The 22,885-nt window shown below is 72.4% G+C and carries 23 protein-coding genes; 15 read left to right on the forward strand and 8 right to left on the reverse strand.

Features of this window, described 5'->3' with window-relative positions; all coding sequences use genetic code 11:
• The first annotated feature begins 67 nt into the window (after positions 1-67).
• The gene (locus tag ACIBK3_RS17420) at positions 68-571 is read left to right on the forward strand and encodes a lamin tail domain-containing protein (protein WP_399366411.1); all 504 of its coding nucleotides are present in this window, start codon (positions 68-70) and stop codon (positions 569-571) included.
• 103 nt (positions 572-674) lie between these two features.
• Here ACIBK3_RS17420 and ACIBK3_RS17425 read toward each other — a convergent pair whose 3' ends face one another.
• The 3 genes from ACIBK3_RS17425 to ACIBK3_RS17435 all read right to left on the reverse strand — a co-directional run bounded on the left by ACIBK3_RS17425 (position 675) and on the right by ACIBK3_RS17435 (position 1,856).
• Positions 675-1,052: a luciferase family protein gene (locus ACIBK3_RS17425; RefSeq protein ID WP_399366413.1), complete on the reverse strand. Its 378-nt coding sequence runs from the start codon at positions 1,050-1,052 to the stop codon at positions 675-677.
• 444 nt (positions 1,053-1,496) lie between these two features.
• Complete coding sequence (locus tag ACIBK3_RS17430) at positions 1,497-1,667, reverse strand: hypothetical protein (RefSeq protein ID WP_399366415.1); 171 nt, start codon at positions 1,665-1,667, stop codon at positions 1,497-1,499.
• 54 nt (positions 1,668-1,721) lie between these two features.
• Complete coding sequence (locus ACIBK3_RS17435; protein WP_399366869.1) at positions 1,722-1,856, reverse strand: hypothetical protein; 135 nt, start codon at positions 1,854-1,856, stop codon at positions 1,722-1,724.
• 254 nt (positions 1,857-2,110) lie between these two features.
• Between ACIBK3_RS17435 and ACIBK3_RS17440 the strand changes: the two genes are divergently transcribed.
• The 11 genes from ACIBK3_RS17440 to tgmB all read left to right on the forward strand — a co-directional run bounded on the left by ACIBK3_RS17440 (position 2,111) and on the right by tgmB (position 17,525).
• Entirely contained in the window at positions 2,111-4,726 is a 2,616-nt protein-coding gene (locus ACIBK3_RS17440) for a SpoIIE family protein phosphatase (RefSeq protein WP_399366417.1), read from the forward strand.
• Between the two features lie 343 nt (positions 4,727-5,069).
• Positions 5,070-7,883 carry a SpoIIE family protein phosphatase gene (locus tag ACIBK3_RS17445; RefSeq protein WP_399366419.1) on the forward strand — a complete coding sequence of 938 codons (2,814 nt, stop codon included), beginning with the start codon at positions 5,070-5,072 and terminating at the stop codon, positions 7,881-7,883.
• 146 nt (positions 7,884-8,029) lie between these two features.
• Entirely contained in the window at positions 8,030-8,878 is an 849-nt protein-coding gene (locus tag ACIBK3_RS17450; protein ID WP_399366421.1) for a chitosanase, read from the forward strand.
• A gap of 171 nt (positions 8,879-9,049) precedes the next feature.
• Positions 9,050-10,414, forward strand: a complete 1,365-nt coding sequence (locus ACIBK3_RS17455) for an FAD-dependent oxidoreductase (RefSeq protein ID WP_399366423.1) — start codon at positions 9,050-9,052, stop codon at positions 10,412-10,414.
• Between the two features lie 386 nt (positions 10,415-10,800).
• Positions 10,801-11,895, forward strand: coding sequence for a hypothetical protein (locus ACIBK3_RS17460; RefSeq protein ID WP_399366425.1), 1,095 nt, complete (start codon positions 10,801-10,803; stop codon positions 11,893-11,895).
• Positions 11,896-11,977: 82 nt separating this feature from the next.
• Positions 11,978-12,535, forward strand: a complete 558-nt coding sequence (locus ACIBK3_RS17465) for a (2Fe-2S)-binding protein (RefSeq protein WP_399366427.1) — start codon at positions 11,978-11,980, stop codon at positions 12,533-12,535.
• A complete protein-coding gene (locus tag ACIBK3_RS17470; RefSeq protein ID WP_399366429.1) occupies positions 12,532-13,524 on the forward strand; it encodes an FAD binding domain-containing protein in 993 nt (330 codons plus the stop codon). Before ACIBK3_RS17465 ends, ACIBK3_RS17470 begins: the two co-directional genes overlap by 4 nt.
• A gap of 25 nt (positions 13,525-13,549) precedes the next feature.
• Positions 13,550-15,667: a xanthine dehydrogenase family protein molybdopterin-binding subunit gene (locus ACIBK3_RS17475; protein WP_399366431.1), complete on the forward strand. Its 2,118-nt coding sequence runs from the start codon at positions 13,550-13,552 to the stop codon at positions 15,665-15,667.
• Positions 15,668-15,908: 241 nt separating this feature from the next.
• Positions 15,909-16,214, forward strand: a complete 306-nt coding sequence (locus ACIBK3_RS17480; RefSeq protein WP_399366433.1) for a DUF1232 domain-containing protein — start codon at positions 15,909-15,911, stop codon at positions 16,212-16,214.
• Positions 16,215-16,333: 119 nt separating this feature from the next.
• A complete protein-coding gene (gene tgmA, locus ACIBK3_RS17485) occupies positions 16,334-16,525 on the forward strand; it encodes a putative ATP-grasp-modified RiPP (protein ID WP_030679873.1) in 192 nt (63 codons plus the stop codon).
• A gap of 16 nt (positions 16,526-16,541) precedes the next feature.
• Positions 16,542-17,525 (forward strand): ATP-grasp ribosomal peptide maturase, encoded by a 984-nt coding sequence (gene tgmB / locus ACIBK3_RS17490; protein WP_399366435.1) that lies wholly within the window; start codon positions 16,542-16,544, stop codon positions 17,523-17,525.
• A 7-nt stretch (positions 17,526-17,532) separates the two neighbouring features.
• Here tgmB and ACIBK3_RS17495 read toward each other — a convergent pair whose 3' ends face one another.
• Together ACIBK3_RS17495 and ACIBK3_RS17500 are read right to left on the reverse strand one after the other, a co-directional pair.
• A complete protein-coding gene (locus ACIBK3_RS17495; RefSeq protein WP_399366437.1) occupies positions 17,533-17,763 on the reverse strand; it encodes a hypothetical protein in 231 nt (76 codons plus the stop codon).
• A gap of 126 nt (positions 17,764-17,889) precedes the next feature.
• Positions 17,890-18,360 carry a hypothetical protein gene (locus ACIBK3_RS17500; protein ID WP_399366439.1) on the reverse strand — a complete coding sequence of 157 codons (471 nt, stop codon included), beginning with the start codon at positions 18,358-18,360 and terminating at the stop codon, positions 17,890-17,892.
• A 190-nt stretch (positions 18,361-18,550) separates the two neighbouring features.
• On the opposite strand from ACIBK3_RS17500, the gene ACIBK3_RS17505 reads away from it, so the two are divergent.
• Complete coding sequence (locus tag ACIBK3_RS17505; protein WP_399366440.1) at positions 18,551-19,525, forward strand: GlxA family transcriptional regulator; 975 nt, start codon at positions 18,551-18,553, stop codon at positions 19,523-19,525.
• Positions 19,526-19,562: 37 nt separating this feature from the next.
• Here the strand turns inward: ACIBK3_RS17505 and ACIBK3_RS17510 are convergent, their stop codons facing one another.
• The 3 genes from ACIBK3_RS17510 to ACIBK3_RS17520 all read right to left on the reverse strand — a co-directional run bounded on the left by ACIBK3_RS17510 (position 19,563) and on the right by ACIBK3_RS17520 (position 21,381).
• Positions 19,563-19,820 (reverse strand): DUF5133 domain-containing protein, encoded by a 258-nt coding sequence (locus tag ACIBK3_RS17510; RefSeq protein ID WP_399366441.1) that lies wholly within the window; start codon positions 19,818-19,820, stop codon positions 19,563-19,565.
• A 416-nt stretch (positions 19,821-20,236) separates the two neighbouring features.
• Positions 20,237-20,782, reverse strand: coding sequence for a hypothetical protein (locus ACIBK3_RS17515; RefSeq protein WP_399366443.1), 546 nt, complete (start codon positions 20,780-20,782; stop codon positions 20,237-20,239).
• Positions 20,783-20,805: 23 nt separating this feature from the next.
• A complete protein-coding gene (locus ACIBK3_RS17520) occupies positions 20,806-21,381 on the reverse strand; it encodes an ATP-binding protein (protein WP_399366445.1) in 576 nt (191 codons plus the stop codon).
• A gap of 216 nt (positions 21,382-21,597) precedes the next feature.
• Between ACIBK3_RS17520 and ACIBK3_RS17525 the strand changes: the two genes are divergently transcribed.
• Complete coding sequence (locus ACIBK3_RS17525; RefSeq protein WP_399366446.1) at positions 21,598-21,828, forward strand: DUF397 domain-containing protein; 231 nt, start codon at positions 21,598-21,600, stop codon at positions 21,826-21,828.
• Between the two features lie 99 nt (positions 21,829-21,927).
• A complete protein-coding gene (locus ACIBK3_RS17530; protein WP_399366449.1) occupies positions 21,928-22,845 on the forward strand; it encodes a helix-turn-helix domain-containing protein in 918 nt (305 codons plus the stop codon).
• Positions 22,846-22,885 lie beyond the last annotated feature (40 nt).

Consider the following 22,885-nt stretch of genomic DNA (forward strand, 5'->3'; position numbering starts at 1 on the left):
CGTCATGCACTCTTCACAAGAGAGGTAAGCTCCATGCGCTCTGCTCGCACCACAGGGGGGATTTCCCATGCGTATGCGCCATGTCCTGGCCTGCTCCGCCACCGCCGTCGCCACCGGGCTGATAGCCGCCGTGGCGGCCGCGCCGGCCCAGGCCGCCGAGTACTCCTCGGCCCTGAAGCTCAAGGGCGTCCAGTACGACGCGCCCGGCTCGGACTCCAACAACTGCAGTACCGGCAACACCAAGGACGAGTACCTGACGATCAAGAACTACTCGTCCTCGGCGACCGTGAACCTCAAGGGGTACGTCGTCAAGGACGCCACCGGCAACCGTTTCACCTTCACCGCCAGCCACTCGCTGCAGCCCGGCGACTATGTGAAGCTGCACGGCGGCAAGGGCACCGACTCCGACGCGAAGAACGTCGTCTACCGCCAGAACTGCAACTTCATGTGGAACAACGACAAGGACACGATCTACTTCTACAAGCCCTCCGGCAGTCGGGCCGACGTGCACGCGTACACGAAGAGCGGTTCCGACCGCGACGGCAACGGCTACGTCAGCTTCCACGGCTGACAGGGCGTCACCGGCCCATAGGATCCGGCAGCCCATAGGATCCGGCAGCGCCTCAGATCCACCGGACCCTCGGATCCAGCGGCCCCTCGGAAACACCAACCGCTCACAGGGTGATCGCGACCCCACGGTGGTCGTTGCAGCGCGCGGCGGGGGAAGGGTCACCGGCGGGGCTTGACTGATGGGCTTTGAGGGCGACGCTCACCAGCGTCAGCAGCAGGTCGATGTCCGACTCGCATTCCAGGCGGACGGTCACCCAGGCGGAGCCGGGCACCAGCCGAAGCGCGGTCGAGTTCTTCAGGTCGCCCCTCAGCCGCCAGATCGTCGCCGCCGACAGATGTACGTCGGCCGTCCGGCCCGAATGGAAGTGCGCGATCTCGGCACCGTCGGTGCGCAGGGCCCGGCCCGTTCCGCAGCTGGGCCGGGCCTCCACGAGGTCCGGCCAGTCCGCCAGTCGGGTCATGGCCCGCAAGCCTGTCGTCATGGCTTCATCATGAGGAGCTCACCGTGCGGCCATCAAGGTTTGAGGGCAACGTAACCGGCCCGTAGCCTCACAGGCCCCCCAGAGGACGTCGCGCCCTGGGGGTCGGCGCCCCGCCCGCCTGCCGCGGCAGGACGGAGCCGGCCGGGTGGCCCCGCGTCGGCCACGGGACCACCCGGCCGGCCCGGCTCGGGCTGTCCGTCCTCTCCGCCCGGTCAGTTCGCCCGTCCACCGTTACTGGCCTCCAGGCACTCCTGGAACCTGGCCATACAAGGCAGACAGTGGCGGTCGGTTTCCGTCCCGGCGGACCGTGGGGCACCGGACAGGTCGGCACCGCACAGGCTGTTGCCCCGGTGCCGCTCGACCACGTGCCACACCGGCGCGCCCGTCTTCGTCTCCGGGCCTACGCACATTTCGTACATGGGACATCTCCTTCGACGGCTGTCTTCAGGAGACCGCATCCTCGGCCGGGTATCTCAGCGGGAACGCCATCCGTGTGAAGCCGACGCCCCAGCGGAGCAGTCCGCGTTGCGGGGCGAGCGGTGTCGTGCGCCGGTCGCGGTGGCGGTCGCCGGGGTGGCGGGTCGCAGCGGTCGGCGTCCGGAGCGCGTCCGGCACCCCGCCAGGGCTCAGAGTCGGCGTCCCAGGACGCGTCCGGCACCCCGTCACGGCTCAGAAGCGTGGTGCCGGTGCCTTGCTCTCCACCAGGTCGGCCGCCTCCCGCGGCGTGGCGACCGAAGGCGGGGAGCCCGCGAGGGGCTTGCGGGCCGTCTCCTTCATGCAGGCGACGGCGACGGTGGCCGCCATCGGGTGCTCCTTTCCGCCGTGCACGGGTGCCACAAGATCGGCTGCTCGCTCGTGCCCGGCGCAAACGGGACGCCGTGGGGAGAGCGAGATGTGTCACGCGGCGTGGTCGCGGACGTACGGGAGGCGCGCGGGGCCGGTGGCGGCGCCGGGGTGGCCGACGCCGGTCTCTGTCCGAGCGGATGCGCTTTCCGGCCCGGGGGGCGCATTCTGGCTGTGTCGTCTCCCGTGTGACGGCGTACGACGAGGTAGGGCCGATGACTGGGAGCGCCGGGGACACACATCCGCCGCCGGGACGGCTGGCGGAGCTGCTGATCGACGCCTCGATCCAGGCGATCGACACGGCCGGCGGCCATGCGGGAGGGATCTATCTGCGGTCCGGTACGCCCGGACTGCTGCGGCTCGCCGTGCTCGCCGGGCTGCCCGGTCCGCTGTTCCGGCCCTGGTGGCGGCTGCACGTGGACCGTCCGTTCCCGGTCGCGGACGCCTATCGGCTGGGCGTCCAGGTGGTCCTGCCGAACGCCACGGAGACGATGCGCCGATACCCCCAGTTCGCGGCCGGTCTGCCGTTCCCCTTCGGGTCCCTGTACGTGCCGGTCGGCACCGGCGCGGAGCCCTTCGGGGTGCTCACCGTGCTGCGCCCCTCCGTCGGGGACGCCGCCGACCTGCTGATCGCCCGGGACGGCATGACCCGACTGGCCCAGGAGCTGGAGAGCGCGCTGCGCGGTCTGGACGACGGCGCCGACGCCGTCGTATGGGACGGCGATCCGGTGTGCGTACGGCCGGCGGCCACCCGTCCGCCCGTGGAGCGCCTCGGCCGTTTCGCCTGGGATCCGGCCGCGGAGGAAGTGACCGTGGACGAGGGCCTGCACCTCCTGCTGGGGGTGCCACCGGACGACTTCCCGGGCAGTGCCGAGGCGTTCGCGCACGCCGTGGCGCCCTCGGACACGCACCTCGTGCTGGCCGCGCTGCGGGGTACGGCCGCCGGCCACCCGCCGACCCTGCCGCTGTATCTGCGGGCCGCGAACGGGGCGCTGCGGTTGATGGACCTGTGGAGCGCGGACGAGGCGGCCGACCTGTCCGGCTCGTGGGCCGCTCGGGGGATCGTGAAGGGCATCGTCCTCGATCCGGGCCCCGCCGCGGTCGCCGAAGCGGCCGCCGACCTGCTGCCGGACGGCGTGTTCTGCCTGGACCGGGCGGGCCTGGTCGTCTACGTGAACCCGCGCGCCGCACAGTTGCTGCGCCGGCCCCGGAACGAACTGCTCGGGCGGACACTGTGGCAGACCGTGCCGTGGATCGGCAGACCTGACGTGGAGGACCAGCTGCGCGGGGCCCTGCTGGCGCCGGACTCGGTGCACTTCCACGTCCGACGGCCGCCGGAGGCCGATCCGGCGACCCCGGCCCAGCCGTTCGAGGGCGACTGGCTGTCCGTCTCCGTGCACCCTGCCGAGGACCGGCTGACCTGCACGGTCCGCCCGGCCAGCCGCGTCGGGGACACCGATCCCCCGGACACCGATCCCACCGACGCCGTTCCCGCCGACCTGGCTCTCGACGACGAGACTCCCGCCGGTCCCGCTCCGCCCGGAGCGGCTCCCGGCCTCCTCGCGCCCGGCTCCCCGCACCCGTCCCCTCTCACCGCGCCGGCGCCGGTGTACCGCCCGATCATCCTCGCCATCGCGCTCACCGAGGCGGTCACCGCGCGCCAGGTGTCCGCCGTCGTCATGCGCGAGCTGCTGCCCGCGTTCGGCGGCCGCCGGCTCGCCATCTACCTGTTGCAGGAGCGGCATCTTTTTCTGGCCTGGGAGTCGGGCTTCCCCAAGGGATTCCTCGCCGCGTTCGAAGGGGTGGGCCTGGACGCACGGCTGCCCGGCGTGGAAACGCTCACCACGGGCCGTCCGCTGTTCTTCGACTCGATGGAGCAGCTGTCCGCGGCCTATCCGGGCATCGCGCTGGACGCGAAGGAGGGCGCCCGCGCCTTCCTTCCGCTGATCGCTTCCGGCCGCCCGGTCGGTTCCTGCATCCTCGGTTTCGACCGCCCGCGCAGCTTCAGCACCGAGGAACGTACGGTGCTCACCGCGCTCGCCGGGCTGATCGCCCACGCCATGGAGAAGGCGCGGCGCTACGAGACGGAGGCGGCGCTCGCCCGCGGGCTCCAGCAGGCCCTGCTGCCGCGGCGGCTGTCCGCGCATCCGCTGGTGGAGACCGCCGGGCGTTATCTGCCCGGCACCCAGGGCATGGACGTGGGCGGCGACTGGTACGACGTCGTCGGGTCCGGGGACGGACTGGCGCTGGTCATCGGCGACGTCCAGGGACACGGCGTGCAGGCGGCCGCGACCATGGGGCAACTGCGCAGCGCGGTAAGGGCGTTCGCGCTCAGTGACCGGCCGCCCGACGAGGTGATGAGCGGGACCAACCACCTCCTCATCGACCTCGACCCCGGGCTGTTCGCCAGTTGCTGCTACGTCCGCCTCGACCCCGCCACCGGGGTGGCCCGGGCGGCCCGCGCCGGGCATCCGCAGCCGCTGCTGCGCCGGCCGGACGGCCGTACCCATGTGCTGGACCTGCCCGGCGGGGTCGTGCTCGGCGTGGACCCGCGGGCCCGCTACCCGGTGACCGAGCTGACGATGGAGCCCGGTGCCCTGCTGGCGCTGTACACGGACGGGCTGGTGGAACGGCCCGGCGACGACATCGACGACGGGATCGGCGCCCTGCGGGTGGCCCTCGCCAAGGCGGGCGGACCCGCCGTCCGTCCAGGCGGCCGGTCACTGGCGGGCGTCGCCGACCGCCTCACCGCCACCGCACGCCACGCCGCCGACCGCCCCGACGACATCGCCCTGCTCCTCGCCACCCGCCGCACGGCCCGACGGGCGTGACGGGGCGGGCCGTGTGCCTGCGCGGCCGGGCGACGGCGGAACTGGTTCTCTCAAGGCACCGAAGCGCCCCCATGACGCCGCCGACCCGCACGCCCGGCGTCGCAACGCGAAGGCATCTCACGACACGGCCCAGCCCCCCGCCGCCGTCAACAGAGCCGCGCTCTCAAGGCACCGAAGCGCCCCCGTAACGTCCCCATGACGTCATCGGTCCGCGCGTCGGACACCGCAAGGCGGGCAGGGCCTCGCCGACAAGGCCCCGGCGCCCCCTCGCGGCCAGACGGGCGCCTGTCACGCCGTGTGACGCCCCTCGCCTCCTGGGGCGCGGCAGTGTAGACATGGGCACATGGTCCGACTCTTGGGTCGATCCGGGGCCCGGTCGACCCGTGGTCCCAGCGGTCCGCGCCCTCGACACGCGCCTGACCGCGCCCCGGCGGTGCACCGGCACCGGGCGCGGTCGGCGCCGGGCGGCCCGCCCGCCGGGCCGCCCGGCGCCGACCGGCGGCGGCGGGGACCGGCGTCGGGACTGCGTGCGGCGCTCAGCGGCCGCAGCGTCGCCGGACAGGTGTTCGTCCTCCAAGTGGTGATCGTGCTGCTGCTGGTGGTCGCCGCGGTGACCGCGCTGGTGCTGCAGGCCCGGCGGGACAGCACCACCGAGGCCCGCAACCGCTCGGTCGCCGTCGCCGAGGCCTTCGCGAACGCGCCGGGCACCGTCGAGGCGCTGAGAGGCCCCGATCCGACGACGGTCCTGCAACCCCGGGCCGAGGCGGCCCGGCTGGCCACGAAGGTCGACTTCATCGTCGTCATGAACACCGACGGCATCCGCTACACCCACCCCAAGCCGGACCGCATCGGCAAGAAGTTCGTCGGCACCCTCGGCCCGGCGCTGGCCGGCCACACCGTCACCGAGACGATCGACGGCACCATCGGCCCGCTCGTGCAGGCCGTGGTCCCGGTCAAGGCGGCCGACGGCAAGGTCGTCGGCCTGGTGTCGGCGGGGATCACGACGGCGAACGTGGGCGGGGCGGCGAACCGGCAGCTGCCGCTGGTGCTGATCGCCGCCGCGGCCGGCCTCGCCCTGGCCACCGCGGGCACCGCGCTGGTGAGCCGGCGTCTGCTGCGCCAGACGCACGGCCTGGGCCCGCACGAGATGACCCGGATGTACGAGCACCACGACGCGGTGCTGCACTCCGTACGGGAGGGCGTGCTGATCGTCGGCGACGACGGCACGCTGCTGCTGGCCAACGACGAGGCGCACCGGCTGCTCGACCTGCCCGCCGACGCCGAGGGCCGGCATGTGCGCGACCTCGCCCTCCCGGCGGACACGGCCGGCCTGCTGGCCTCCGGCCGGGTGGCCACCGACGAGGTGCACCTGGTCAAGGACCGGCTGCTGGCCATCAACCAGCGGACCACGGACAGCCAGGGCGGCCCGCCCGGTACGGTCGCCACCCTCCGTGACTCGACGGAGTTGCGGGCCCTGTCCGGCCGGGCGGAGGCGGCCCGGGAGCGCCTGAACCTGCTGTACGACGCCGGGGTGGCCATCGGAACCAGCCTGGACGTGACCCGTACCGCCGAGGAACTGGCGGAGCTGGCCGTGCCCCGGTTCGCGGACTTCGCCACCGTGGACCTGTTCGAGGCGGTGCTCAGCGGCGGCCAGCCGGAGGCGGCGAGGAGCCTGCGCCGTACGGCGTTGAGCGGGATCCGCAAGGACGCGCCGCTGTATCCGGTGGGCGAGCGGATCAGGTTCGTCGACTCCACTCCGCAGGCGCGCAGCGTCCGCTCCGGGCAGGTCGTCGTCGAGCCGCGGCTGAGCGAGGCGGCCGGCTGGCTCGCTCAGGACCTCGAACGCTCCGCCCAGGTGGTGCGGTACGGCATCCACTCGCTGATCATGGTGCCGCTGCGGGCGGGCAGCCTGGTGCTGGGGGTGGCGAGCTTCTGGCGGTCCGAGAAGCTCGAGCCGTTCGACCCGGAGGAGGTGGCTCTCGCCGAGGAACTGGTGGCCCGGGCCGCCGTCTCCATCGACAACGCGCGCCGTTACACCCGCGAGCACAGCATGGCGGTGACGCTGCAGCGCAGTCTGCTGCCGCGCACCCTGCCCGAGCAGAACGCCCTGGAGATCGCCTACCGGTACCTTCCCGCGCAGGCGGGCGTGGGCGGCGACTGGTTCGACGTGCTGCCGCTGTCCGGCGCCCGGGTGGCGCTGGTGGTGGGGGACGTCGTCGGGCACGGGCTGCACGCGGCGGCCACGATGGGGCGGCTGCGCACGGCGGTGCACAACTTCTCCGCCCTGGACCTCCCGCCGGAAGAACTGCTCTCGCTCCTGGACGAGTTGGTCTCCCGGATCGACCAGGACGAGACCACGGACGGCACCCAGGAGGGCGCGAGCGCCCCGGTCACCGGCGCGACCTGCCTGTACGCCGTCTACGATCCGGTCTCCCGGCGGTGCACGGTCGCCCGCGCCGGTCACCCGCCGCCCGCCCTGATCCACCCCGACGGCCGCGTGGAGTTCCCCGACGTGCCGGCCGGTCCCCCGCTGGGGCTCGGTGGGCTGCCGTTCGAGACGGTCGACCTCGAACTCGCCGAGGGCAGCCGTCTGGTGCTCTACACGGACGGGCTGGTCGAGGACCGGGACCACGACATCGACGTGGGTCTGGAGCTGCTGCGGCAGGCGCTGGAACGGGCCGGCCGCTCGCCGGAGGACACCTGCCGGACCGTTCTCGACTCGCGGCTGCCGGCCAGGCCCAGCGACGACATCGCGCTGCTCGTGGCCCGCACCCGGGCCCTCGCCGCGGACCGGACCGCCGAGTGGCAGGTGCCGGGCGACCCGGCGGCCGTGTCCGAGATACGGGCCTCGGTGAGCCGCCGGCTGACCCGATGGGGCCTGGACGAGCTGATGTTCACCACCGAGCTGATCCTGAGCGAACTCGTCACCAACGCGATCCGCTACGGCGGCGACCCCATTCACGTTCGCGTGCTGTACGACCGCACCCTGATCTGCGAGGTCTTCGACAGCAGCAACACCTCGCCCCGCCTGCGCTACGCGGCCACGACGGACGAGGGCGGACGCGGTCTCTTCCTGGTCGCCCAGCTCGCGGAGCGCTGGGGCACCCGGTACACCCGGGAAGGCAAGGTCATCTGGGCGGAACAGCCCCTGCCCTGACCGAACCTCCTGTCGTCATTCCCCGCGAAAATCACACGAACTTTTCCCGAACGGGTGTCCAGCATCCCCAACCTCTGATAGGAAACCTTCCTATCAGTGTGCGCACACGGCCGACTCTCCACCCCCCACCCCCACTTGGAGCCCCCGTGAGACACCCGTCCAGCGATCCCGTACACCCCTGCGGCACCTCACGCCGCACCGTCCTCGCCCTGCTCGGCGCGTCCCTGGCCGCGGCACCTCTCCTGCGGCCGCCGGCCGCCTCAGCCGCCCCGACGGCGGCGGGCTGCGTCGGACTCGACGACCCGGCGAAGAAGGAGATCGCCATGCGGCTGGTGTCGAGCGCGGAGAACTCCTCGCTCGACTGGAAGGCGCAGTACCAGTACATCGAGGACATCGGCGACGGCCGCGGGTACACCGCCGGCATCATCGGCTTCTGCTCCGGCACCGGCGACATGCTCGACCTCGTGCAGCTCTACACCGACCGCAAGCCCGGCAACGTACTCGCCAGGTACCTGCCCGCGCTGCGCGCGGTCAACGGTTCCGACTCGCACCAGGGCCTCGACCCGAACTTCCCCAAGGACTGGCGCAAGGCCGCCCAGGACACGGCCTTCCAGCAGGCGCAGAACGACGAGCGCGACCGCGTGTACTTCAACCCGGCCGTACGGCAGGGCAAGACCGACGGGCTCGGGACACTGGGGCAGTTCGCGTACTACGACGCCATCGTCATGCACGGTGACGGCGACGACTCCACCAGCTTCCGCAACATACGCAAGCGGGCCCTGGCGAAGGCGAAGCCGCCGGCGCAGGGCGGCGACGAGGTGACCTATCTCAACGCCTTCCTCGACGCGCGCGTGTGGGCCATGAAACAGGAGGAGGCCCACAGCGACACCAGCCGGGTCGACACCGAGCAGCGGGTCTTCCTGCGCAACGGCAATCTGTGCCTGAACACGCCGCTGAACTGGAAGGTGTACGGCGACAGTTACCACATCGGCTGACCGGGTCCCTGGGCTGCCGTGCCGCCACCGGCGCGGTACGGCAGCCCAGAAGGGCCGTGGACATAAGGGCGGCTTATGAGCTCATAGACCGGACCCGCGTACCAACTAAGGCTTGCCTTAGCTTAGGCTTCCGATCGAGTCGATCCATCGCCGCTCGAAGGGAACCTGAACATGCCCCGCCCCCTGCGGGTAGCCATCGTCGGAGCCGGCCCCGCCGGGATCTACGCCGCCGACGCCCTGCTCAAGTCCGAGGTGGCCGCCGAACCCGGCGTGTCCATCGACCTCTTCGAGCGGATGCCGGCCCCGTTCGGCCTCATCCGCTACGGCGTCGCACCCGACCACCCCCGCATCAAGGGCATCATCACCGCCCTCCACCAGGTGCTCGACAAGCCGCAGATCCGCCTCTTCGGCAACGTCGACTACCCGACCGACATCAGCCTGGACGACCTGCGCGCCTTCTACGACGCCGTGATCTTCTCCACGGGCGCGACGGCCGACCGCGAGCTGTCCATACCGGGCGTCGAACTCGACGGCTCGTACGGCGCCGCCGACTTCGTGTCCTGGTACGACGGTCACCCGGACGTGCCGCGCACCTGGCCGCTGGAGGCCGAGAAGGTCGCCGTCCTCGGCGTCGGCAACGTCGCCCTCGATGTGGCGCGCGTCCTCGCCAAGACCGCCGACGAGCTGCTGCCGACGGAGATCCCGCCGAACGTGTACGAGGGCCTCAAGGCCAACAAGGCCCTGGAAGTCCACGTGTTCGGCCGCCGGGGCCCGGCGCAGGCGAAGTTCAGCCCGATGGAGCTGCGGGAGCTGGACCACTCCCCCACCATCGAGGTCATCGTCGACCCCGAGGACATCGACTACGACGAGGGCTCGATCGAGACCCGGCGCGGCAACAAGCAGGCCGACATGGTCGCCAAGACCCTGGAGAACTGGGCCATCCGGGACGTCGGCGACCGCCCGCACAAACTGTTCCTGCACTTCTTCGAGTCGCCCACCGAGATCCTCGGCGAGGACGGCAAGGTCGTCGGCCTGCGCACCGAGCGCACCGCCCTGGACGGCACCGGCAACGTGAAGGGCACCGGCGAGTTCAAGGACTGGGACGTCACCGCGATCTACCGCGCCGTCGGCTACCTCTCCGACAAACTCCCGAAGCTGCCCTGGGACATCGAGTCGGGCACGGTCCCGGACCGGGGCGGCCGGGTCATCCAGGAGAGCGGCGAGCACCTGCAGTCGACGTACGTCACCGGCTGGATCCGGCGCGGTCCCGTGGGCCTGATCGGGCACACCAAGGGCGACGCCAACGAGACGGTGTCGAACCTGCTGGACGACTTCGCGGGCGGCCGTCTGCACACGCCCGCCGCACCCGCCCCCGAGGCCGTGGAGGCGTTCCTCGCCGAGCGCGAGGTCCGCTTCACCACCTGGGACGGCTGGTACAAGCTGGACGCCGCGGAGAAGGCACTGGGCGAGCCGCAGGGCCGTGAGCGCGTCAAGCTCGTCGAGCGCGAGGACATGCTCCGGGAGAGCGGCGCGTAAGGCACCGAGCGGTGAGATCGACGGGTCCGGGGATTCCCCGGACCCGTTCGTCATTGCGTGAACTACGAGGTGAACAGGGCCCGCCCCAATGCGGATGGTGGGCGAGCCCTGTCCGGTGAGCCATTGTGCGGGTGCTGTCGTGATCGGGGCAGGAGTGAACGGCTGCCGTCCGGAGCGACGGTCGCGCACCCCCGGTGTCCGACGCGCACCCCGTGTGCGGCGTCGGCCGGGCGGCATCGTGGCCCCGGCCGGCTCGCCGAGGCGACGTAGGCGCCGCAGGCAGGCCGAGCGCCCGCCGACCCGGCAGGGTGACCCCGGGTGATCGCCGGCGCGGGCGGGCGGCGATACTGAAGGACGCACGTGCCCTCCCGCCACCAGATGGACTCATGCCGACCTCCCCCACCGTCCGTCCGCCCTTCCCCCTCACGGTGTGGCTGGCCCGTGGCCGCCACACGGGACCCGACCCGCTGGACACCGTCCGCCGCACGCTGCGGCGGCTGAAGGACGCGGGCGCCATCGACGACTTCCTGGAACCGGCCGAGAACGAGGATGCTCCGGAGCAGGTCTTCGAAGCCCGCTGGAGGGTCCCCGAGGGGGTGACCGTACGGGCGAGGCTCACGGTCGTCGCCGATGCGGAGACCGGGCCGGAGTGGGTGCTGGCGGCGGAGGCGGACCGTCCGTGGGACCAGCGGTGGCCTTCCCCCGCCACCGTGTTCTGGCCCGACACGCCGGACGCCGAGTGGGACCACGACATCCCCACCGGACTGCGGCTGCGGGACGTCAACCGTCTCCCCGAGGACGACAAGGCCATGCGGCGGCTGTTCCGGGACGCCGTGCGCGGCAGCTGGAACATCCACGTCGTCGTGCACGAGGCGATGACCCCGGACGCACGCGGCCGAAAACCGCTGGCCCAGCTGTTTCCGGAGAGCCTGCGGCACCGGGTGGTCGAGCACCGCGCGGCCCCGCAACAGCTGCGGGCCGTCAACTGGGCCCTGAAGGAGGTCGGCGTGCAGGTGCCGCGGGGCGGCGCGGTGGTGCTGCCCGCGGCGCCGGGCGCGTCCGGCCGCGGGGGTGACGAGTTCGCCGTACGCAGTGTCTTCCTCGACGGATCGCAACCGTTGGACCTGGTCGAGGCGTTGACGCGGTTCACCGCGGCGCAGCGTCCGCTTCCGGACGGGGCCGGGGAGGCGGTGACCGCGCTGCGGGAGCAGTGGCGCCTGCTGTCCCTGGAGGAGGAGCTCGCCCGCGAGCGGGCGCTCGTCGCCATGTACGCCGAGGCGCTGGAGGCCATGACCAAGTCCCGGGACCTGTACCGGGAGGCCGCCGAGCGGGCCCACGAGGCACTGGCCACGTACCGCGAGACGGCGGCGTCCCTCCCCGAGCGCGGGCAGCCGTCCTCCCCGGCCGCCACGTCCCCGCTGCAGCAGCTGACCCGCACCCTGGAGCGCCTCAAGGGTGCGCGGACGAAGGACTCGCCCTAGGAAGCATCCGGTACGTGTGGGTCTCCGGAGTTTGGATACGCGGTTGCGACGGCACCGGTCCGTCCCGGAAGGCACGTACGACATGGACAGTCACCAGCACCAGGGTGAGGGGTCCGCGACCCGTCACCAGTCCGAGACGACGCTCCGCGTCAACGGCAAACCGCACACGTTGACCGTCGACCACCGGCGTGTCCTGCTGGACGTCCTGCGCGAGGATCTCGACCTGTTCGGCGCGAAGAAGGGCTGTGACCACGGCCAGTGCGGCGCCTGCACGGTCCTGGTGGACGGGCGGCGGCTGAACAGCTGTCTGCTGCTCGCGGTCGCGCTGGACGGCAGTGAGATCACGACCGTGGAGGGGCTCTCCGGTGACGGTGAGGACCTGCATCCGCTGCAGCGGGCCTTCCTGGACCGGGACGCCTTCCAGTGCGGCTACTGCACCCCGGGGCAGATCTGTTCCGCGCTCGGCGCGATCGCCGAGGCCTCGGCCGGACACCCTTCGCACGTCACCGACCCGGCCGCGCCCTCGGGCGAGCCCGTGCCGCTGGACCGGGACGAGATCCGGGAGCGGCTCAGCGGCAACCTCTGCCGCTGCGGGGCCTATCCACGGATCGTCGACGCGGTCGAGGACGTGATCGGGTGAGGACCTTCGACTACGTCCGGGCCGACAGCCTCCAGGAGGCCGCCGACGCCCTCGCCGCCCGGCCCGGCGCCCGCTGTCTGGGCGGCGGCACCAATCTGGTCGACCTGATGAAGTTCGGCGTCGAACAGCCCACCGCGCTCGTCGACATCAGCCGGCTGCCGCTGGACACGGTGGAGGAGCTGCCCGACGGCTCGCTGCGGATCGGCTCGACGGTCCGCAACAGCGACCTCGCCGCCCATCCCGCCGTACGGGACCGCTGGCCCGCGCTGTCCCAGGCGGTGCTGGCGGGCGCCTCCGGGCAGCTGCGCAACGCGGCCACCACCGGCGGCAACCTGCTGCAGCGCACCCGCTGCCCCTACTTCCAGGACGTGGCCAAGCCGTGCAACAAGCGCGAGCCGGGCAGCGGCTGCGGCGCCCGGGACGGGGTGCACCGTGACCACGCCGTCCTGGGTCATTCCGCGCACTGCATCGCCACCCACCCCTCGGACATGGCGGTGGCGCTGGCCGCCCTGGACGCCCGCGTCGAGCTGTACGGAGCCGAGGGCGCCCGGAGTCTTCCGGCGGCCGAGTTCCACCGGCTGCCCGGGGACCGTCCCGAGGTGGACACCGAGATCCGGCCGGGGGAGATCATCACCGGCGTGGTGCTGCCGGCGGCCACGGGCGGAGTGCCCTCGGCCTACCGCAAGGCCCGCGACCGGGCGTCGTACGCCTTCGCGCTCGCCTCCGTGGCCGTCGCGGTACGGGTGGAGGGCGGCGTGGTCGGCCGCGCCCACATCGCGTTCGGGGCACTGGCGCACCGGCCCTGGCGGGCCCGGCGGGCCGAGGAGGCCCTGCTGGGCGCGGCTCCCACCGAAGCCGCTTTCGAACACGCCGTCGACCTCGAACTGTCCGCCGCCGACCCGCTGCGGGACAACGCCTACAAACTGCCCCTGGCCAGGGGGCTCGCCCTGGACGTCCTGACCCGGCTCACCGCCGCCGCCCGGACCTGAATCCCCAGTCCCCGAGGAGGACTCCATGGCCAGTGTCCCCACCGCTGTGGGCGCTCCCGCCGAGCGCCGGGAGGGGCGGGAGAAGGTCACCGGCACCGCCCGCTACGCCGCCGAACAGCCCCGGCCCGGACGACTGCACGCCCGGCCGGTACCCGCCACGATCGCCCGGGGCCGGGTGACCGGCATCGACACCGCGGCCGCGCTGGAGGTGCCCGGCGTGCTGACCGTGCTCACCCCCGAGAACGCGCCCCGGCTCGCCGAGCCGGACGATGCCACGCTCGCCCTGCTGCAGAACTCCCGCGTCCCGCACCGCGGCTGGTTCGTGGCCCTGGTGGTGGCCGAGACCCTGGAGGCGGCCCGCGCCGGCGCCGCCGCCGTCCGCGTGCGGTACGCGGCGGAGGAGCACGACGTCGCCCTCACCGCCTCGCACCAGCAGGCGTACGTCCCCGAGGAGGCCAACGGCGGCTACCCGGCCCGCACCGAACGGGGCGAGCCCGACGCCGCCTTCGGCTCCGCGGCCGTCCGGGTCGACACCGAGTACCGGGTGCCGCCGCTGCACAACCACCCCATGGAGCCGCACGCCACCACCGCGCACTGGGACGGCGAACGGCTCACCGTGCACAACTCCAGCCAGGGCTCGACGGCCGTACGCGCCACGCTGGCCCAGATGTTCCAGCTGCCCGAGGACCGGATCACGGTCGTCGCCGAACACGTCGGCGGCGGGTTCGGCTCCAAGGGCACCCCCCGCCCGGACGTGGTGCTCGCCGCGATGGCCGCGCGGCACACCGGCCGGCCCGTCACCGTGGCCCTGCCCCGGCGCTTCCTGCCCACGGTCGTCGGACACCGGGCGCCCACCCTGCAGCGGGTGCGCCTCGGCGCCGACGCGGACGGCCGCCTCACCTCCCTGATCCACGAGGTCACCACCCACACCTCCCGCGTCAAGGAGTTCGTGGAGCAGGCCGCGGTACCGGCGCGGATCATGTACGCCTCGCCGCACAGCCGCACCCTGCACCGCGTCGTGCCCCTCGACGTGCCCTCGCCGTCGTGGATGCGCGCCCCGGGCGAGGCTCCCGGCATGTACGCGCTGGAGTCCGCGATGGACGAACTCGCGGGTGAACTCGGCATGGATCCGGTGGAGTTGCGGATCGTCAACGAGCCGGACACCGAGCCCGACAGCGGTCGGCCCTTCAGCAGCCGGCATGTCGTTCAGTGCCTGCGCGAGGGCGCCCGCCGCTTCGCGTGGTCGGCGCGCGATCCCCGCCCCGGCTCCCGGCGTGAGGGGCCGCTGCTCGTCGGCTCGGGCGTGGCCGCCGCCACCTATCCCGTCCAGATGTGGCCGTCGACCGCCGAGGCCCGCGCGCTGCCCGACGGCGGCTACCTGGTCCGGGTCAACGCCACCGACATCGGCACCGGAGCCCGTACGGTCCTCGCGCAGATCGCGGCGGACGTGCTCGCCGTACCGCTCGAACGGGTCCTGATCCAGGTGGGCAGCAGCGATCTTCCCTCGGCGTCGCTGGCGGGCGGCTCGTCCGGCACCGCCTCCTGGGGCTGGGCCGTGCACGAGGCGAGCTCACAGCTGGCGGCGCGGCTGGCCGAGCACTCGGGACCGCTGCCCGGGGAAGGGCTCGCGGCCCGCGCCGACACGGCCGGGAAGGCCGACGCCGACAGCCCCTGGTCGCGGCACGCGTTCGGCGCGCATTTCGCCGAGGTCGGCGTCGACACGGTCACCGGTGAGGTCCGGGTCCGGCGTCTGCTGGGGGTGTACGCCGCCGGGCGCATCCTCAACGCCCGGACCGCGCGGTCCCAGTTCGTCGGCGGGATGACCATGGGTCTGGGGATGGCACTGACCGAAGGCAGCACGACGGACGAGGCATTCGGCGATTTCGCGGAGTCGGACCTGGCGTCGTACCACGTGCCCGCGCACGCGGACGTCCCGGACGTACAGGCGCACTGGATCGACGAGGACGATCCGCATCTCAACCCGATGGGCAGCAAGGGGATCGGCGAGATCGGCATCGTCGGCACGGCCGCCGCGATCGGCAACGCCGTCCACCACGCCATCGGCGTCCGGCTGCGGGAACTGCCGCTCACCCCGGACCGGGTGCTGGCCGCGCTCGCGGACCGGGGTGGGCGGGGCCGGTAGGGATCACTGGGCCGTTCGGCCCGCCTCAGCCATCGGCCGGACCACCGCGCGGCGGGCTGCCGCCGGCCCAGGCGGACGGGCAGGGCCGGTCCTCATACGTGGATCCAGGGGATGCGTGCGGCCGCCGTTCGGGCGTGTCCGGCGTACGGACACACTTTCGGCAGGCCATACCGGCGCCCGGAGGGGGAATCCGTCAAGGTGCGGACGCACGGAGCGTACCGCCCGGACGAGGAGGCTCCCCGTGGACACGACCAGCACCGTGTTCGTCGTCGCCGTGATCCTCGCGGCCCTGGTACTCGCCGTGGCGATCGCCCTGCTGGTGCGGCTGGTGCGGACCCGGCGCACACTGCGGCGGGCAGGACTTCCGACCGGACCGCGCTGGGTCTTCTGGGGCGCTCTGCTGTACTTCGTACTGCCGACGGACCTGCTGCCCGACCCGGTGTACCTGGATGACATCGGTGTACTGCTTCTGGCACTGCGAAGCCTGCGCTCCTCACCCGGTGGACGCGCGCTCGGGTCCCTGCGTGACCATGACTACGCTCCGTAAGGAAACCATTCACCCGTTCGATTCGTATAAGTCTCTGGAAAGCCCGAGAAAGCGGCGGACCAAGGGGGGCCGCGGGGGCGGCCGTCGTTCCATCGAGCAGTACCGGTGAGGGAGAGACGATGCAACCGTTCGCGCTCAACTACGCACGTCCGGCAGTGGAGTTGGAAGTCACGATTCCGTACGCGTACGACTCCGGGCTGCAGTTGAACGTGCTCCTCGACGGGCGGATAGCCGCCTGTGACCACGGCCTGATGAGGGAACTGGGGACCACGACGTCGACCGCGGGCTCCAAGACGCACTTCGACGACTGAACACGGGCCGCTGACCATGACCGTGTTGATTCTGACCAGTGAAGGGGACGTGACCGCCGACATGGTGGTCGTGCACCTCAACACGGCGGGGGTGCCGGTGGTCCGGCTCGATCCCGCCGACCTGACCGGCGGTGCCGCGCTGTCCGGTGAGTATGTGCACGGCGCCTTCCGCGGCCATCTGTCGGCCGGGGGGCGTCTGGTGAGCATCGGCGGGCTGCGCTCCATCTGGGTGCGCAGGCCGGGCACGCCGGCCGCGCGGGCCGCCGCGCCCTCCTCCTGGCTGACCGAGGAGACGTCCCAGGCGCTGTACGGCATGCTGCGCGGCAGCGACGCCTGCTGGATGAACCATCCCGACGCGGCCCGCCGGGCCCGGCACAAGCCCTGGCAGCTGCGGCTCGCCCAGCGTTCGGGCCTGCCGGTGCCGGCCACGCTCATCACGACGTTCCCGCAGGCGGCCCGGGAGTTCGCGGCACGCTACCCGGATCTCGTGGTCAAGCCGGTCTCCGGTGCCCATCCGCAGGATCCGCCCCGCGCGGTGCCGACCAGCCGGGTCGCCCCGGACACCGACTTCTCCGCCGTCGCCTACGGCCCGACGCTGTTACAGCGCCGCGTCGCCAAGCGGGCCGACATCCGTCTCACCGTGGTGGGCGACCGGATGCTGGCCGCCCGCAAGGCGGTCGCGGACGACGCGGACCCGGACGAGGTCGATGTCCGCTTCGCGGTGAACTCCCTGTCCTGGTGCCCCGCCGACGTCGCGCCGCGGGTCGCCGACGCCGTGCGGGCGTACATGCAGGGGGCCGGACTGGCCTACGGCGCCTTCGACTTCGCCGAGGACGCGGACGGCACCTGGTGGTTTCTGGAGTGCAACCAGTCGGGGCAGTTCGGCTTCGTCGAGGTGGACACCGGTCAGCCGATCGCCCGGAGCGTCGCCGAGTGGCTGGCCCGGCCCGATCCGCGGCGGCGGGCCGGCGTCAACGGGGTCGACACGGCGGTGCGGTGAGGGCGGGTCAGTAGGTACGCGGGCCGGGCAGGGCGGCCCGCTGCCATCCCGGGCCGGGGGACGCGGGGCGGTCGGGAGCCTGACCGGGGCCGGGGCCCGGGCCGGAACCGAAGGACTGCAGCGGGCGCATGGCGTACTCCAGTTCCCTGGTGACGCGCTCGGCCTCCCTGCGTGTCTGAAGGGGGACGTCGCCGCGTTCCGCGACGAGCCGGTCGTAGATGGGGGAATCCTGGAACACCCGTCAACGCGCCTTTCGTGTCACTGCCCATCAGCACGGGCACGACTGCCGAGTGTAGGCGCCCTCACCCATAGGAGGGCGAATTCCCGTGGAGGTCTTGACGCCACCCTGTGAAGCATGCCGCGCTCAGGCACCGGTCGTGGAGCCGGGCCGGACGATCATCAGCACCGTGACAGTCGCCCAGAGCAGGTTGAACAGACCGGTGAACATGGCGAGTTGGGCGGTGTTGCGGCGCTCGACGGGCTGCTGCGCGCTCAGCTGTTCCAGAAGTTCGTCCTGGCGGGGCAGCACGAAGGCGACCAGGATCCCCGCGGCCGCCGCGGTCAGCGCGATGGACGTCACAAGCCAGCCGTCACCCAGGACACCCATGGCGCCCGCGGTGGCGAACCCGAGGACGGGCACCGCGAGTCCGACGCCGGAGTAGACCCGGCAGATGCGGTGCAGCAGCCGCACGGTGCCGACGCCCGCGGTGTCCGGTCCCTCGGCACCGGAGTGGGCGCGGCGTGCGGCGGGCGGGAACATGCTGGCCGCGACGGTGACGGGCCCGACGGCGACGATGGCGGCCAGGACGTGCAGGGTCAGCAGGAACTTGGTCATGAAGGGCGTGTCCTCCGGGGCGTCGGTCAGCGGTGCCCGCCCACCCTAGGAAGCCCCCGGATGATCACACAGGGGCGGAAACGACAGGTTCCAACGGATTCTCGCCAATGCTCTGTCCAGGGGCTGGGCCCTCGACACCTGACCAGCCCGTGCTGCCGTGCCTGGCGGGAATCCGCCTATCGTGGCAATCATGCACACGGTGGCGATCCTCGCTCTCGATCACGTGGTGCCGTTCGACATGGCGGCGCCCATGCAGGCCTTCGACTGGACGCGGCTGCCCGACGGCCGCCGTCCCTACCGGGTGCGCCTGTGCGCCGAGACTGCGGAGGTGCGTGCCGACGGCGGCTTCGGCCTGCGGGTCGACCGGGGCCTGGAGACGCTGGCGGAGGCCGACACGGTCATCGTGCCGGGCTGCTCCCCCGATGCCCCGCCGCCCTCGGCCGCCGTGCTCGCGGCCCTACGACAGGCCGCCGCGGCGGGCACCCGGATCGCGTCCGTGTGCGTGGGCGCCTTCGTGCTGGCTCAGGCCGGGCTGCTCGACGGACTCGGAGCCACCACGCACTGGGTGGCCGCCGACGAGCTGGCCCGCCGCTTCCCGCGCGTCGACGTACGGCCGGACGTGCTCTACGTCGACAACGGCCAGATCCTCACCTCGGCCGGAGCCGCCGCGGCCCTGGACATGTGCCTGCACATGATCCGCCGGGACCTGGGCTCGGCCGTCGCCGCACACTCGGCCCGGATGTCGGTGATGCCGCTGGAACGGGAGGGCGGCCAGGCCCAGTTCATCGTGCACGAGCACCCGCCCGTACCGCGGGGCTCGACCCTGGAGCCGGTCCTGGAGTGGATCGAGGACAACCTGGCCCAGGAGGTCACCCTGGGCGACCTGGCGGCCCGCTCGGGGATGAGCGAGCGCACCTTCAGCCGCCGTTTCCGCGAGCAGACGGGCACCACTCCCCTGCAGTGGCTCCTCCGGGCCCGGGTACGGCGGGCCCAGTACCTGCTGGAGAACAGCGACCACCCGGTCGAACGGATCGCGCGACAGGCGGGCTTCGGTTCCCCCACCTCGTTCCGCGAGCGGTTCCGCCGGGTGGTCGGCACCACACCACAGGCGTATCGCGCCGCCTTTCACGCGAGGACGCTCGCCGTCCCCGAGCCGCGCCCCTGACAGGCCCGTTCCGGCGCGGCACGGGGACGGCACGACCTCACACGGCGAGCCGCAGCCCGTCCTCCCCGTCCCTTTCGGCCGGGGTGGTTGCCGCGGTCCCGGCGGCCAGGAGCAGGGCGTCCGCCTTGGCGACCGCCTCGTGGATGTCGGTGACCGCCATCATCACGCACAGCGTGTAGGTGACGTCCTCCAGTTCACGTGCCGTCGCCTCCCTTTCCCTCTCCGCCTGAGCGATCCGCAGCGATGCGTATCGAGTCAGCAGCTTCCTGACGACCTTCGGGTCCGGAACGAGCACGTAGCGCCCCTCTCTCGAGTTTTCACCGCGTATGCCCGAACGGTGGCGGACCATTCACCTCCGACGCGCCCCGGCGCGCAATTGGCGCAAATCCATTACTTCCTGCCCGGCTTTCACGCCCGGGCGTACGCCGTCAGACAAGCTGCCCGCTGTGCGGTGCCCTGTACGCCCCTCCGCGGCGCGGGAGTTCCTCGTGCCCGCCGATCTCCTGGACCCGGCCCTGAGCCGGGCGACGACCAGTGCGGCGGCGGGGGCGACGTCGGCGACGCCATCGGTGGTGGTCTTCCTCGGTTGCCGTCTTCAGGGCGAGAGTTGCCGTCTTCAGGGCGAGCGCTTTCTTCCCTGGCGGGTGAGGACCGCACCGGTGACGGGAGAGACTTTCGGCAGAGGTGGGGTCGGGGTACGGCGGCGCGGGGTCACTCGCCGAGGGTGCGGGCGAGTTCCGTGGTCGCCCGGGCGATCTCGGTGTCCTCCTCGGCCAGCAGCCGCCGCAGGGCGCCCCGCCGGTCCCGGACGGCCTGCCGGGCCTTGCGCTCCCACACGACGTGGTTCTCGCGGTGGTTGAGCAGCTTGGGGTAGACGGCGGCCGTGTCCTCCCACTGCCGGGCGTCGGCGATGCTCCTGAGCAGCTGGATGATCTCCGCGCGGCAGGTCACATGGGGCAGTTGGGCGAGTTCCCAGAGGAAGGGGACCGTGGCGGCCGTCGCCTGTTCCACCACGAAGCCGTACTGGCAGATACGGCTGCGCAGATCGGCGAGGGCGGCGCGGGCGGTCTCCGGGTCCCCGCAGGCCATGGTGGTGAGCAGCAGCGGGATGGCGGCCGCGCAGCCGGTGGAGTCCCGGATCTCGCGCCACGGCACCCGGTCCAGGGCGGTCAGGGACGTCGTCCTGGCCACCCCGGTCGGCGGCTGGCGGGGGTCGGTGCCCTCGGTGCTCTGTCGGTGCGTCGGAGCGGTGCGCATGGCGTGGGGGCCTTTCCGCGGGGTCATACCGGTGAGGGAGGAGGGCAGGTCGACAGCCTTGCCCAGACGGTCTTGCCGGCCGGGGGGTTCAGGGTCCAGCCCCATTCCTCGGCGAGGGCGTCGACGATGAAAAGGCCCCGGCCGTGCTCCAGCAGGGCGGAGCCTTCGGTGGCCGTGAACTCGGGCAGGTCGTCACCGGGGTCGGAGACGGTGAGCAGCACATGGGCGGGGTCGAACAGGATTCCCAGCCGGACCTCCGCCTCGGTCGCCAAGGCGCCGGCGACCGTGTGCGCCACGGCGTTGGCGGCGAGTTCGGTGACCACGAGGGCGGCGTCGTCGCCGTGGTGGCCGAGCGACCAGCAATCCAGGGTGTCCCGGGTGAAGGCCCGGGCCAGCGCGAATCCTTCACCGCTGCATCTGAGGCGCAGGGCGGCGGAGGCGGGGATGCCGTTCGGGAGCGCCGGACTCGGGGCCTGCCACGCGCGGGCTTCCGCGGTGCGTGGCTGCGGGGGAATCCCGTCGGCCAGGGCAGCTCCACCCGCGCCGCCGGGCGCGGCCCGGCCCGGCTGCCGGAGCACGGGGTTCGCAGGTGATGACACGGCATCTCCCTGATGCGACATCAAGAACGGGGCGCCCCCAGGGGGTTGACGCCGTAGCTATTATCCACGCAGACAGCGCCCGCGTGCAATTGCACGAGAAATTGCACGAAAGACAGGTGGGGCGGAAGGGAGCGGGGGAACCCGTCCTGCCCCGTCCGGACGGCCGGGCGGCCGGGCACGGTGCCCGGGAGGAATGCGAACAGCAAGGAGACTGCGGTGCCACCAGTGCGGAACGGAGTGCGGGCGAGTTCGCTGGACGTCCGCTGGATGAAGAGCCGGCACAGCAATGCCGAGGGCAACTGTGTAGAAGTGGCCACGCTGGTCGACGGGGGCATCGCGGTGCGCAACTCCCGTGATCCCGACGGGCCGGCGCTCGTCTACACGCCGGCCGAGGTGGCTGCGTTCGTCGCCGGAGCGAAGGAGGGCGAGTTCGACCATCTCCTGTGAGGGAGCGGTCAACTCCCTTGCGGAGGCGGGCCTCTGCGGTGCGACACTACGGAGTGCGATAGTCTGAGTCGCCTCTGTGCCGGTTTACTGGGAGTCAGGATGTCCACCGAGTCGCATCGCATCTCCCGCCTGCAGCCGTACCTGGACCGGCCCGAGCCGGCTCCCACGCTGCTGAAGATGCTGGTCGGCGTGCAGCTGGCGGGTTTCCGCGAGGACGCCGACCTCACTCAGGAGCAGGCGGCGCGGGCCCTCAGGTTCAGCCCGGCGAAGCTGTCGCGCATCGAGTCGGGCAAGGGCCGGCGGCCCCCGACGGAAAGCGACGTCCGCGCACTGCTGGAGCTGTACGGCACCGACGACTACGAGGCGTCGATGCTCCTCAAGCTGCTCCGGCGCGCCGGTGAGCCGGGCTGGTGGCAGCGCTACGACAAGCGGCTGATGCCCGAGTGGTTCGACCGTCTGGTCGGCCTGCAGGAGGCCGCCGCCGCGATCCGTACCTTCGAGATCCAGTACGTGCCGGGCCTGCTGCAGACCGCGGAGTACACCCGGGCGGTGGTGGAGCGGGGTCTGCCCTCGGCGGCCGCGAGCGAGGTACGGCGCCGGGTCGAACTGCGCACCCGCCGGGCGCAGTTGCTGGAACGGACGGATCCGCCGCAACTGTGGGCGGTCCTCGACGAGTCGGTACTGCTGCGGATCCTGGGCAGCCGCGAGGTGATGCGGGACCAGCTCGGGCATCTGATCGAGATGGCTCAGCGTCCCCATGTGACGGTGCAGATCGTGCCGTTGGACGTGACGGCCGCCTCGGCTCCGTCCATCCCGATCACCTATCTCCGCTTCGGCGGCCTCGACCTGCCCGACGTTGTCTACCTGGAGCACATAAAGAGCGCCAACTTCCTGGAGGACCGCGACGAGACGGAGGAGTACCGGCTCGCCCTGGACCGACTGGCCGACGAGGCGCTCGAACCCCGGGAGTCCCTGCGGTTGCTGGAGGACACCATGAAGCAGCGCTACGGCGGCTGATTCCCCGCACGCACCGACGCCCCCCACGATGGTGTGGGGG

Origin of the sequence: Streptomyces sp. NPDC050287, from assembly GCF_044459385.1 — a bacterium.
Taxonomy (GTDB): Bacteria; Actinomycetota; Actinomycetes; order Streptomycetales; family Streptomycetaceae; genus Streptomyces.

Excerpts from the sequence above, each read along its gene's own strand:
- ACIBK3_RS17440 (WP_399366417.1), top strand. The coding sequence starts at position 2,111 with ATGACTGGGAGCGCCGGGGACACACATCCGCCGCCGGGACGGCTGGCG.
- ACIBK3_RS17420 (WP_399366411.1), top strand. The coding sequence starts at position 68 with ATGCGTATGCGCCATGTCCTGGCCTGCTCCGCCACCGCCGTCGCCACC.
- ACIBK3_RS17500 (WP_399366439.1), bottom strand. The coding sequence starts at position 18,360 with ATGACCAAGTTCCTGCTGACCCTGCACGTCCTGGCCGCCATCGTCGCC.
- ACIBK3_RS17460 (WP_399366425.1), top strand. The coding sequence starts at position 10,801 with ATGCCGACCTCCCCCACCGTCCGTCCGCCCTTCCCCCTCACGGTGTGG.
- ACIBK3_RS17455 (WP_399366423.1), top strand. The coding sequence starts at position 9,050 with ATGCCCCGCCCCCTGCGGGTAGCCATCGTCGGAGCCGGCCCCGCCGGG.
- ACIBK3_RS17425 (WP_399366413.1), bottom strand. The coding sequence starts at position 1,052 with ATGACGACAGGCTTGCGGGCCATGACCCGACTGGCGGACTGGCCGGAC.
- tgmB (WP_399366435.1), top strand. The coding sequence starts at position 16,542 with ATGACCGTGTTGATTCTGACCAGTGAAGGGGACGTGACCGCCGACATG.
- ACIBK3_RS17435 (WP_399366869.1), bottom strand. The coding sequence starts at position 1,856 with ATGGCGGCCACCGTCGCCGTCGCCTGCATGAAGGAGACGGCCCGCAAG.
- ACIBK3_RS17515 (WP_399366443.1), bottom strand. The coding sequence starts at position 20,782 with ATGCGCACCGCTCCGACGCACCGACAGAGCACCGAGGGCACCGACCCC.
- ACIBK3_RS17530 (WP_399366449.1), top strand. The coding sequence starts at position 21,928 with ATGTCCACCGAGTCGCATCGCATCTCCCGCCTGCAGCCGTACCTGGAC.
- ACIBK3_RS17475 (WP_399366431.1), top strand. The coding sequence starts at position 13,550 with ATGGCCAGTGTCCCCACCGCTGTGGGCGCTCCCGCCGAGCGCCGGGAG.
- ACIBK3_RS17465 (WP_399366427.1), top strand. The coding sequence starts at position 11,978 with ATGGACAGTCACCAGCACCAGGGTGAGGGGTCCGCGACCCGTCACCAG.
- ACIBK3_RS17445 (WP_399366419.1), top strand. The coding sequence starts at position 5,070 with ATGGTCCGACTCTTGGGTCGATCCGGGGCCCGGTCGACCCGTGGTCCC.
- ACIBK3_RS17505 (WP_399366440.1), top strand. The coding sequence starts at position 18,551 with ATGCACACGGTGGCGATCCTCGCTCTCGATCACGTGGTGCCGTTCGAC.
- tgmA (WP_030679873.1), top strand. The coding sequence starts at position 16,334 with ATGCAACCGTTCGCGCTCAACTACGCACGTCCGGCAGTGGAGTTGGAA.